Annotated in this window: 6 protein-coding genes; all 6 read left to right on the top strand. The window is 44.6% G+C overall.

Going from position 1 to position 12,858, the window contains the following annotated elements:
- The first annotated feature begins 45 nt into the window (after positions 1-45).
- A complete protein-coding gene (locus tag DWV53_RS00310; RefSeq protein WP_118150840.1) occupies positions 46-2,442 on the top strand; it encodes a TlpA family protein disulfide reductase in 2,397 nt (798 codons plus the stop codon).
- 129 nt (positions 2,443-2,571) lie between these two features.
- Positions 2,572-4,203: an ATP-binding protein gene (locus DWV53_RS00305; protein WP_118150838.1), complete on the top strand. Its 1,632-nt coding sequence runs from the start codon at positions 2,572-2,574 to the stop codon at positions 4,201-4,203.
- An 84-nt stretch (positions 4,204-4,287) separates the two neighbouring features.
- The gene (locus tag DWV53_RS00300) at positions 4,288-4,551 is read left to right on the top strand and encodes a PD-(D/E)XK nuclease domain-containing protein (protein ID WP_259318876.1); all 264 of its coding nucleotides are present in this window, start codon (positions 4,288-4,290) and stop codon (positions 4,549-4,551) included.
- A gap of 238 nt (positions 4,552-4,789) precedes the next feature.
- On the top strand, positions 4,790-7,312 hold the full coding sequence (locus DWV53_RS00295) for a cellulase family glycosylhydrolase (RefSeq protein ID WP_118150836.1): 2,523 nt from the start codon (positions 4,790-4,792) through the stop codon (positions 7,310-7,312).
- 492 nt (positions 7,313-7,804) lie between these two features.
- Positions 7,805-10,909 (top strand): SusC/RagA family TonB-linked outer membrane protein, encoded by a 3,105-nt coding sequence (locus DWV53_RS00290; protein WP_118150834.1) that lies wholly within the window; start codon positions 7,805-7,807, stop codon positions 10,907-10,909.
- 13 nt (positions 10,910-10,922) lie between these two features.
- Positions 10,923-12,833 carry a RagB/SusD family nutrient uptake outer membrane protein gene (locus tag DWV53_RS00285; RefSeq protein ID WP_118150832.1) on the top strand — a complete coding sequence of 637 codons (1,911 nt, stop codon included), beginning with the start codon at positions 10,923-10,925 and terminating at the stop codon, positions 12,831-12,833.
- Positions 12,834-12,858 lie beyond the last annotated feature (25 nt).

The following is a 12,858-nucleotide window of genomic DNA, read 5'->3' as shown; positions in this document are numbered from 1 at the left end:
TATATACTGCTTTCAATAGTATCAATCCAATAAAATAATCGAATTATGAAAAGAATCCTTTGTGTACTTATTGCAGTCCTATGTCTCTGTACTTGTTGGGCTGGGAATGGCAAGAAAACTATTGTCTGGGAACAGCCGATAGCTGAATCGAACCAGCTATTTTATGATCCTTTTCAATCTCAACTCAACATCTATCGTGTGGAATTCGCAGATGATGAAACACGAGTGTTCATGCACATCACTTTTCCCCCACACTATTGGATAAAGTTTGTGAAGGAAACCTATCTCCTTGCTGATGGCAAGAAATATCTCGTCAAGAGCTGTGATGGACTGAAACTTGACGAAGAACACTATATGCCTAGCTCAGGCAAGGAGGATGTGGTCTTCCACTTCGCACCGCTCCCCAAGAAGACCCGAAAGTTTGACTTCCTGGAAGGTGACGGCAAGAAGAACTTCAAGATATTTGGCATCGAGAATATCGATACCCGCATCAAACAGCTCTTCTCCTCGCTTTGGCGCAACGATGCGACCGGCGATTGGGAGATAGGATTCTATGAAGATTTCGCCATCTACGACTGCCGTTACTGGCAATACAAGCAGAAGAATCAGAAGGGCGACAAGTACTCTTTCATCCTTACCGATGGCAAGAGCGACCTGGCTGTCAACATCGACAAACCTCAACATGGCAAGCGCACGATGAGCATCAACGGCAAGAAAGCCGAATATTCGCTCATTACCACTTCCACCCTTCCGGATTATCCGCAGAAAGATGAGACCACAAGTCTGAAGGATACTCATAACAAGCCCGATACGGCTATTGTTGTGGGATGGCTCAGAAATATGCCTAAGGAACTTTGGGATAGAGGGCAGGAGTATTGTGTGAAGTATGAGGATCTTTTCTGTACATTCAAGGAAGTGAGCAATTATAGCAAGCTCGATTCACTTGGCAGATTTGAGATCAAAGTACCCCTCATCAACTCTACCGAGGTTTTCATGGACTGGAAACATACTTATGTCAACACGGTATTGGAGCCGGGTGAGACCTATTATCTGCTTTATGACTTCAAGTCTGGACATTCCATCTTCATGGGCAAAAAATGCCGCTTGCAAAACGAATTGCTAGCGCATCCTTTCCCAATGATTAACGCAGGCTATGCAGGTAAGTCTGAGAATAAGGTTCCAGCCCAGGAGATGATGCAGATTCTTGAATCCAGATATAAGGAGGCTGAAGGGAACTTACGGAAACAGATAGAAAAATCGGCATCTATTTCCAGATGTTATCAGGAGTACGCGGCTCAATACCTTCTCTGCACTTATGCTACGGATATCTTGCAAGGAGCATATCACGTGAAAGACAATGTTTTCCCTCAGGAATATGTGAGCCAAGTGGAAAAAATATGGAAGGAGATTCCGCAGCCTTATACTCAGTTTCGTGACTATAATATGCTGACAAAAGATCTCATCGACCAGGAAGCAAGATTAAAGTACAGTACACCCATGGGGAAGACCTATGGATTCTTGTTCACCAATTATTATCCGGAACTGTTGAGAAAGCACAAGGCTCAGGGGGATATTGCGATAACAAATTCTGAAATTGCTACGGTGGAACAATGGGCTAAGAATCTGGATAGCATGACTATCAAGCAATATCAGACGACAGATGCCAAGGAGCAGGAGAAAATAGGAAATGCTTTTTCCAACTCAGCCCTTGCCAAGCGCGCTACGGCCATCATTGGAAGAGAAGATATTGCCAAGATGCTTAAGGATGAGACTCCTCTCCTCGATGTATATTATGCCCAGCATATAGCTGATAGCATGGGATGCAACCAGCAGCAGAAAGATGTCATCATCTCCAAGGCTATTCTTCATGTGTTGGAAAGACTAGCCATGCCACTCAATAGTTATGGGCTTGACCTGGTAGAACACAGCATCAGTTCTGAAGTTCTCAGGGAGAAAGTATTGGCAGAACACCGTAAGTACCTGTCTTTGCAGAACAGGGACATAACAGCTAGTCTCAAGACAGCTCCGCAGGATATGAGCGATGGTGAGAAACTTCTTCGCCATATATTGGAGCCTTATAAGGGAAAACTTGTATTGCTGGATGTCTGGGGAACTTGGTGTGCCCCGTGCAAGATGGCTCTTGCCCATTCGAAGGAAGAGTTCGAACGCTTGGCGCCATACGATGTGGTATATCTTTACATGGCAAACAACAGTCCTGAAGAGTCATGGAAAAATCTCATCAAACTGAATAATCTGGTTGGCGACAATATCGCCCACTACAATTTGCCAGCGGCTCAGCAGAGTGCCATCGAGAACTATCTCAACATTAGCTCCTTCCCATCCTATCGTCTCTTCGATAAGAAAGGAAATCTGGTAGATGTGAAAGTGGATGCCCGCCAGCTTGACAATCTGGAGAAAATCATCAAGGAACTGAACAGATAGTAAGAATACTGATAAAATCCCCTTCAAGGTATTGGGGACATAGTTGAATACATAATAAATCCCGAAATCGCTTGGCGGTTTCGGGATTTTTGCTTATCTTTGTATCTGTTTAAAGATTAACAAGTAAACATGAATACAGAGCAACAAAAGATAGAATACAAGAGTCTGCAAAAGATTCGAACTGGAGAGAAAGGATTCAAAGAGCTCTCCACTACTTGTGTGGCTTTAGCCAATGCACAAGGTGGACAAATTATGATTGGCGTAGAAGACAAGACCAAGAAGCCTGCTCCCAATCAGGTTATACCACAAGAAGAGGCAAATAGTGCCGTTACAAGATTGCGTGGACTCTGTTTCAACGTAGGTCTTGCTGTAGGCGACGTTTGTGCAGACGAAACTGGCAGTCAGTACTTTGCCATCACAGTATTCCCTTCACTCCATTCATATGCCACCACTTCTGATGGCAAAATGTACATCCGTGTCGCAGACAAATGCGAGCCGGTTCGTAGTGAAGATATTCAACGTGTAGGAGAAGAGAAAGGAGCTTTCCAATGGGAACTTGTGCCAACACGATTTGAATTGGAAGATGAGAATAAGACGAATCTCTCTAAATTCGCTAATGATATACGCCAATCTGATAGAGTGAAGCAGCATATCAAGCAGCTCGACGATATGGAAATTGGCGAACAATACCATCTTCTTGACGGTAACAAGATGACTAATCTTGGTGTCTTATGGATTGGTACAGCCAAACAGCGTAGCCGTATTTGCTATCCTATCACTGTGCAATATATCGTATATGATGACTTGGAGAACAAAACCAACAAATTGGAATGGCGTGACAATACACGTAATCCGAAAGAACTTTTGGAAGATATTATGGATAAGGCTGTAGAGTTGACCTATAGCTATGAGATGCCTAATGGACTCTTCCGTAAGACAGTACGCTATTATAACGAGAACTTAATCAGAGAGTTGCTTGTTAACAGTTTGGCTCATAGTTCAAGAACCATCTCTAACGACATCACAATCAAGGTATATCCAGGTTATATCAGCATCTCCAATCCTGGTGGTCTCCCTTTGGGTGTAACCAAAGACAACATCCTTCATACTAAGCACAGACGTAATCCGAATATGATTGAGATACTGACTGCACTTGGATTGATGGAAGGTGAGGGCTCTGGCTATGACTTGATTTATGAGTTGGATGCCGTTGAAGCAAAGAAACAACCAGAGATAGAATCAACATTCAACACTGTCACGGTATATCAAAGTGCAGAGATTACGGATAAAGAAGTTGTTCGCCTGATGGATTATGTTGACCATAATTATCAGCTTTCCCAAAAGAACAAAATAGCTTTCGGTATCATAGCCAGAGAGAAACGCATTGCCGCAACTGATTTATCTAAAATCCTCCAGCTATCTGCAGAAGAACGATTGAGAAGCTATATCGATAACTTAGACAAAAGCAATCTGATAACGAAAGGTGGCGTCAAGAAAGGATCATTTTTCCAAATCAATACAACTTTGCTGAAAAATGCAAAATCTAACATTGTTACTAGTTTGAAGACTATAGAACCACATGTTCTTAAGGCACTAATTATGGAAGATCTCCGTGTGCATCCTTTGAGTAAAATATCTGATATAGCAGAGCGCATTCCTGATATAGATATGAAAGAGATTCGAAAGATGCTCTATTCTATGGTTGGGAAGGAGATAGAAAAAGAGGGCACTCGATTTGATAGTAAATATTATATAAAGTAATGGCATAAAAAAAAAGGTCTGAAAAAGAAAAAACTGTTAAAAATCACGTATTAGGCTAATAATCAGCGACTTTCTTTTTTTAGTATTCTTTTTCTACTCCTATATTTCATAAAAGAGATTTTAAGTCTCGGTATAAGAACAGACATTACAATGGAAACAAAGGATACCATCTATGTGATAGAACTGAAATTTAATAAGTCGGCACAAGAGGCTCTTGAACAAATCAACAACAAGCATTATGCTGATGCTTTTGCCCTAAGAGGCAAAACCGTGGAAAAGATAGGTATGAACTTTATGATTGATGAAGATAAGACGATTGTATTGGATTGGTGGAAGTTTAGGGAATAGCAACAGAAAAGATGTCCTAGCAAAAGACGCGAGGGCATCTTTTCTGTTTTATAAAACAGACACTCTTAGATAATTATTCGACATGAAAACCATAACAAAGTATTTGTTACATGAGATAAAGTAATGAATCGAATAAATCGCTATTTTTGCGTCGTTTTAACAGCTTTAATAAAGAAAGTCGGTGAAAATCATCGGCATTATAACAATTATAAACTTTTATATTTCAACCTAAAAACAAATGAAAAAGAGATTTTTGGCGATATTGGCGGCTGTGTTGCTACCGTCATGTCTGTTCGCCCAGTTTGGAGTGGTTTCGCCGCTTCATGTGAATGGCAATCAGTTGAATGATGCCTATGGTAACAAAGTGGTTTTGCATGGTGTGATGGATACACCGAGTCCTTACTTCAACAAATACCGTTGGGGTAATACTTGTACTGATAACAATATTCAGCCATGCATTAGCTATTATGACAAGATTTTTGGAGCACTCCAGAATCCTGCCAAAGGTACCTATTGTAATATCTTCCGTCTTCATCTCGAACCAGGCTGGACCAATGATCCCAACAAGAAGTCAACGGGTTCTGATACTGGAGAGGCTAATATATCGCGTTTCAGTGTTACCCGTTTGCAGAAGTATCTTGATGCCCTTTATCTGCCTATTGCGCAGAAGGCCATCAATCATGGCTTGTATGTGGTGATTCGTCCTCCAGGCGTATGTCCTAAGGATTTGAAGGTAGGAGATGCTTATCAGAATTATCTTAAAACGGTGTGGAACATTGTTTCCAGCAACAGTTGGGTGAAGAATAATTCAGGCATCGTATCCCTGGAACTTGCCAACGAGCCTGTTCATATATATAATAGGTATGGTCAGAGTTCTGCCACAGCCATGCGAGATTATTTCCAACCAGTGGTTGATGTGATTCGTAAGAATGGCTTCAAGGGTATTATCTGGATTCCTGGCACGGGCTACCAGAGCCAGTATGAGAATTATGCCTCTTATCCTGTTTCCGACAGCAACTTCGGCTATGCCGTGCATGTGTATCCGGGATGGTATGGGGCAAGTGATACCAACTATGATTCCAATGCTTTCATCTATAATTTCCAGAAGCAGGTGCCTGTGGTAAAGAATAAACCGATTCTTGTTTCTGAGATAGACTGGAGTCCGGAAAAACCTGGTGCAGGTAAGTATAATGAGTTTGGACAGTGGGTGGCCAGCAACCTGGGTTCATGGGGAACTGCCACTACCAGCAAATGGGGTAATGCCTGGAAGAAGGTGATGGATCATTTCGGAAACATCAGCATGACGCTGACCAGTACTGATGATTATCTTGATATCGACAACTTCCTGAAAACTGGTCAAATCAAGGCTGGATTGGAGGCTAATCCTGAGGCTTGCGGTCAGACCTGCTTCTACTGGTATTATGAGTATTCCAAGAAAGACTATGCTCATAAGTCTGCTGGTACGTCTTCTTCTAACCCGAATACTCAGCCTTCTACCGGTTCTTCTACTTCTGGCAGTACCCAGGGCGAGAACATCATCAAGTCGTGGGGCAATGGCAGCGGATTTGTTCCTTCGGGATGGACGGTGGCAGATAATGGCACTCAGGTTTATGCCGGCAATAAGTCGAGAGGTCCTCGCATCATGAATTTCTCTGGTGATTTCAAGAATGCTTTCTATGTGAGAAGTGTTTCTGCCGATAAGGCTGGCTATATAGAATATGGTAATACCAACGGTTATACCCTGCCTCTGGTATATGGCGAGTATGAGCTGAGCTGCAATGTAGCTGCCTGGAAGGGTGCTCCATACATGAAGGTAGAGGTGTTCGACCCTCAGAATGCCGTTCTTGCTTCTACCATCGTCAAGGCAAATGGCAATGCCAATGGCAATATGGGGGCTTATCTCTCGGGTACCACCAGGGTTTCTCTCTCGTTCTATTCCATGATTAAGGGCAATTACCGTGTACGTTTCACCCCTGTGGCAGATGCCAAGGGCACAGGTGGTGCCTGGGTTGAGGCTCTGGTAGGCAATGTGGCTCTTTACTTCAAGGGCAATCCGCTGGCACTGAATGCCGTGGGACAGGTTCCTGCCGGATGGAAGATTGTTGATGCCGGAGAGCAGAAGGCTGCTGGTGCAGCTGGCATAGGTCCACGTATCTTCAAGTTTGCCGGTGGTGATTTTTCTACGGGTCTTTACATCCGTCAGAGCGATGCCCGCAAGGCAGGCTACGCTGAGTTTGGTTCTACTTGGGGCTATGGCTTCTCGTTGAAGCAGGGCAGCTATGTATTCTCTTATAATGCCGTGGCGTGGTCGGGGTCTCCTTATCTGAAGTGTGAGGTTCTCGACGAGAGCAACAACGTGCTGGGTTCTCAGATTATCCAGTGTACCAAGAATGTGAACAAGAACACCGGTGCAAATACTTATGGCAGCAATAGTGGTCAGGTACGATTCACCGCTTCCCACACGGGTTACTATCACTTCCGCTTCACTCCTGTGGCAAACAGCTGGGGTGGCAGTGGTTCATGGCTTGAGGTAGTGGTAGGTCATCTGAAGATTTCCATGACCAGTGCTTTCCGTTCAAGAAGCATCGATGGCGGTTGGAACGATGGCACTACGGGCATCGAGCAGGTTGAGAGTGCTGAGAATGTCAGCGGGCAGGAGACCAGACGGAACTCTGGCTGGTACACGCTTCAGGGTAAGCGAGTAGAACACCCAACCAAGGGTATCTATATCCATAATGGCAAGAAGGTGGTTTTGAGATAAAATATGTGAGATAGATTGTTAAATGTGAAAGATGGCCTCGCAAAACGTGAGGTCATCTTTTTATTTTTTGGTCTTTTTCTTTATCATGTGTTATTATGAAAATCTTTTGGAACGTCTACCAAACATGATTTTTATTTTTTGTAGTAATTTTGTAGTATATATAATAATATGATATTTATTTTTAGATTTATGCTTTTATAAAAAGAAAACAGTTCATATTGATGAACTGCAAGACTGTTGTGAAACAGGTTTAATTGTTTTCGGAAGTGGTGCATAGTGATATGCGCCATTTTTTGTGCTATAACATGTTTCTTTTTTTTAGTTTATCATAAAATACAGAAAATGTGTTAGTTACGGTGTGCTGTAACAAGAGATGAAACAATTGGAACATCAAGAAAACACGTTCTCATGACAGTTTTCTACCTTTGCAGCCGTGTTCTTTATACAAGAATTAACAACACCTAGAAACAAACTTAATTAAAATGATACAACATGATTGAACAAGTGTTTACATTTAAACGGACAGCAGCTCTATGCCTCGTGGGAGCCTTCTGCAGCTTGAACGCACAAGCCCAGAAGATTACCGTGAAGGGTAGTATTGTTGACGGCACAGGAGAGCCACTGATTGGTGCTACTGTGAAAGTGAAGGGTGATGCCACTTCGGGTGTCATCTCCGACATGGATGGTAACTTTCAGATTGCAGTACCTTCTGAAAATTCATCCCTTGTCATTACCTATATCGGTATGGAATCTAAAACGATTAAAGTAGGTAAGAAAAGACAGTTTAAAATTACCTTGACTGATGACAATACATTGGGCGAGGTAGTAGTGGTTGGTTATGGCCAGCAGAAGAAAGCCTCTGTTGTCGGCTCTATTGCACAGACAGATGCGAAAACCTTGAATCGTCATGCCGGAGTTTCTTCTTTGGGTCAGGCACTGACAGGTAATCTTCCAGGTGTCGTTACTTTCTCTTCTACAGGTATGCCAGGTGAGGAAGATCCTAAGATCGTAATCCGTACGCAGACATCTATCAACGGTTCCAATGACCCTCTCGTCCTCGTGGATGGTGTGGAGCGTGCCATGAACACCGTTGACCTTTCTTCAGTAGAGAGCATTTCCGTATTGAAGGATGCTTCTGCCACTGCCGTTTATGGTGTGAAGGGTGGTAATGGTGTCATCCTCATTACTACCAAGCGTGGTAAGGAAGGTAAGGCTGCCGTACACGTGAAGGCGAATGCTACCATGAAGGTGGTTTCCAAGTTGCCTGAGAAATATGATTCTTACGATACTTTCCGTCTTCTGAATAGAGTGGTAGAGCGCGAGCTGAACATCAGCGACGAAAAATCCTGGGGTTCTTACAAGCCAATGGCTATTATTGACAAGTATCGTAACCCTGCTAATGCTGAGGAATGGGACCGATATCCTAACGTTGACTGGCAGAAGGAGTTATTCAATAATACTGCCATGTCTTACAATGCCAGCGTGGATGTTTCGGGAGGTACCAAACTCGTGAAGTATTTTGCAGCTGTTGACTTCTCTCACGAAGGTGACCTGTTCAAGGACTTCACCAGCGGTCGTGGCTATAAGTCTGGTTTCGGCTATAACCGTATTAACATGCGTGCCAACCTGGACTTCAACCTGACCAAGACCACTCTGTTCTCTACCAACCTTTTCGGTAGTAACGGTGTCCGCCATTTCCCTTGGGACAAGGCGAGTGATTCCAGTGCCTATTGGGCTTCTGTTTATCATGCAGCTCCAGATGCCATGCGTCCTATTTATTCTGACGGAACTTATGGATACTATGGTCCACGTAAGGCCGACTGTCCTAACTCTGTGATGAGCCTTGCCCGAAGCGGTGTGGAGAACCGTACCAATACACAGATTACCACCGACTTTATTCTTACCCAGAAACTCGATTTCCTGACCAAGGGTCTGAAGTTTGTTGCCAAGGTTTCTCTTGACAATACGATGGTAGAGGAGAAGCGTGGTATCAGCGACCAGTATATGGATCCGCAGCTGAAGTGGATTAACCCTGATGATGGCTCAGTTTCCTATGACCAGAGCGTGGATTACCATGAGTCTGTGGCATGGACCATCAATGGCGGTAAGGTAAAAACGGATGCAACTTATCGCCGTCTCTATTATCTGGCTCAGCTCGACTGGAACCGCAAGTTCGGCAATCATGAAGTGGGTGCAATGGGTGTATTCAACCGCAACGAATATGCCAACGGTTCTTCTTTCAAGCATTATCGTGAAGACTGGGTGTTCCGTGCCACATACAACTATGCGATGCGCTACATGCTCGAGTTGAACGGATGCTACAACGGTTCTGAGAAGTTTGGTCCCGACTATCGCTTCAAGTTCTTCCCATCAGCTTCTCTCGGTTGGACTATCACCGAGGAGCCATTCATGAAGAACATCAGGAAATATGTAGATATGTTTAAGGTGCGTGCATCCTGGGGTCGCATCGGTGATGATTCTACCGGAGGTTCTTATCTCTATTCCGACCAGTATTCCTATGGTGGTAAGACCTATCTGGGTGGTGATAATACTTATGATTCACCTTATACTATATATCGCCTTACCCGCATCGGAAACCCTAACGTGCGTTGGGAGACATCAGAGAAGCGCAACCTGGGTTTCGACTTCGGATTCCTGGGCGGACTGATTACCGGTTCGCTGGATGTATTTAGCGACAAGCGTACCGATGTGCTCTTAACCGACCGTTCCATCCCTTCTTACTATGGTATGAACTACACGGTTGCCAATGTGGGTTCGGTGGATGCCAAGGGTTACGAGTTGAGCCTGAAGGTGAACAAGGCATGGAACAAGAATCTGCGTACATGGGCAAACTTCAATATGACCCATGCTACCAACGAGATTAAGTTTGCCGATGATCCAAAGCTTCAGGCAAGTTATCTGAACAAGGCGGGTTATGCCATCGGTCAGAACCAGAACAATAGTTACATTGATCATGGTTTTATCCGCAACTGGGATGATCTCTATGCCGTACCTACCTGGGGTAGCCATGATTCAGAGAAATATACGGGTGATGCCATTATTTCAGACTTCAATGGTGACGGTCAGATTACAAAAGATGACAAGGCGCCTTATCAGTATACCCCTATTCCTGAGAATACCTTCAGTACTACATTGGGAGCAGAGTGGAAGGGCTTGAGCGTAACGGTACAGTTCTATGGTGTAACCAATGTTACCCGCGAGGTGAACTTCCCAACCTTTGAGCGTGAAACCCACATTGCCTTTAAGGAGGGTTCTTACTTCACGCCATCCAATCCGGGTGGAGAGTTGTCTTTGCCACGCTGGACCACAGTGGCAGACGAGGGAAATGCCGGTACCCGTTACTTCTATGACGGAGCTTTCCTGCGCCTGAAGAATGCCGAGATAGCTTATACCTTCAGGGGCGCTTGGGTGAAACGGATGCACTTGAATTCACTCCGTGTATATCTGAATGGTGACAACCTGCTGCTCTGGACCAATATGCCTGATGACCGTGAGAATAACTTCAGCGGCAACTCGGCAAATGGTGCTTATCCAACCGTACGCAGATTTAACTTAGGTTTCGACCTGACATTTTAAATGAATCGTAAATATGAAAAAGTTTTATAAAATATATACATTGCTGTTTGCGGCAGCCCTGTCTCTCTCTTCAGTATCATGTACTGATTACCTTGACAAGGCACCGGGCAGTGATATTGCCCCAACGGAGCCATATAAGAATTATACCAACTTTCAGGGTTTCTTGGAGCAGTGCTACAACGACATCCCTGGTCTCGCATCTACATCCTGGTATCATGGCTGCTGGAACTATGGCGAGGATGAATACTGGCAGCCATCAGAGACCCGTATGCTCACTAATGCCATCGACCAGGGAAACTATTGGGCATGGGACGAGGTGCAGTATTCTCCATTCCATTCGGGTATCGACCTGGACGGCAATCATGATGTGAACCGCGATTTCAAGGGGCGCCTCTGGGGTATGTGCTGGCAGGGAATCTATGCCACCAACCTGGGCTTGGAAAATCTGGGCAACCTGGTAGATGCTACCCAGGAAGAGAAGAACCTGATTGCAGGTCAGCTCTATTTCTTCCGTGCATTCTTCCACTTCCAGATTATGCAGTATTGGGGCGGTATTCCATACATCGACTTCCTGATTCCATCTGTTGCCGTGTTCAACTATCCACGCCTCACCTATCAGGCATGTGCCGACAAGGCAGCCGAAGACTTCAAGAAGGCTGTTGAGCTGCTGCCTGTAGATTGGGATAAAACAACCGTGGGTAAGCAGAACGTGGGCAAGAACAAGTTCCGTCCTAACAAGATAGCAGCTCTCTGCTTCCTGGGCAAGAACTACTTGTGGGCAGGTTCGCCGCTGATGAATGAAGTAAGCAAGGAGAATCCTGACTTCAAGAATGTTAACGGATATAATAAGGAGTATTGCCAGAAGGCTGCTGAGGCATTCGGCGAGGCTTTGAAGATCAACAAGGAAACAGGACTTTACCAGCTGTCTTCTTATGAAAATTACATGAATATCTTCTATACCTATGATCAGGGTCAAAAGATTCCTGGTGAGAAAGAGGCTATCTTCTACGAGAATTCAAGTAACAACAACTGGATCTGGAATCAGGTGACAGACTACCGTCCTACCTGCCTTATTCAGGCTGGTATCAAGGTTTATCCTACTGCCAACTATGTGGATTACTTCGGTATGGCAAACGGTAAGCCTATCAAGGACATCACGAAGAAGGATCCCGACAGCGGCTATGATCCGGAATATCCGTTCAAGAACCGTGACCCTCGCTTCTACGACCTCTTCATCTATGATGGTGTGAAGTGTGTGAAGAGTGCAGGAAAAGATGCAGATGTGCAGTATGCTTCTCTTTATACGGGGGGAAAGTATCGTACGGCAACACCTGCCAAGGACTGCTTTACGGGTTATTGCCTGAAGAAGTTCTGTGATCCATACCGTAATGATTTTGATGATAGTGGTGCACGTGCTAAGTTTATGCGCGTACTCTTGAGCATGATTCGTCTGGCAGATGTTTATCTGATGTATTCCGAGTCGGTGGCTCAGGGTTATGGTTACAAGGAATCAAGCCAGGCATTCAATCTGAGTGCCGTGGATGCCGTGAACATCGTCCGCAACCGTGCGCATGTGGATAATATTGCTGATGAGTATCTTACCAATCTGGATGGCTTTATGAGCGAGCTTCGCCGTGAGCGTGCCGTAGAGTTGGCTTTCGAGGGACACCGTTTCACTGACCTTCGCCGCTGGCTCCTGATAGACAAGGCTCCTTACACCCAGAAGACGGCTGTTTACTTCGACCGTGCAGCCGACCAGAAGGATGTTGACCGCTACGACGATCCAAAGAAAAATCACGTGCTCAACCTGAAGGAGGAGCCATTGATTACCCGTAAGTTTACTTCAAAGCATTACTGGTTCCCATTCCTGAGAAAGGATGTCAAGATGTATCCTGAGTTCTCTCAGAACCCTGGTTGGGAATAATTAAACAATTCGAGAATTTATTATG

Source organism: Segatella copri, assembly GCF_003465495.1.
GTDB lineage: Bacteria > Bacteroidota > Bacteroidia > Bacteroidales > Bacteroidaceae > Prevotella > Prevotella copri_G.
Note: the sequence above shows the minus strand (reverse complement) of the source record. Positions and strands in the feature narration are given on the sequence as shown.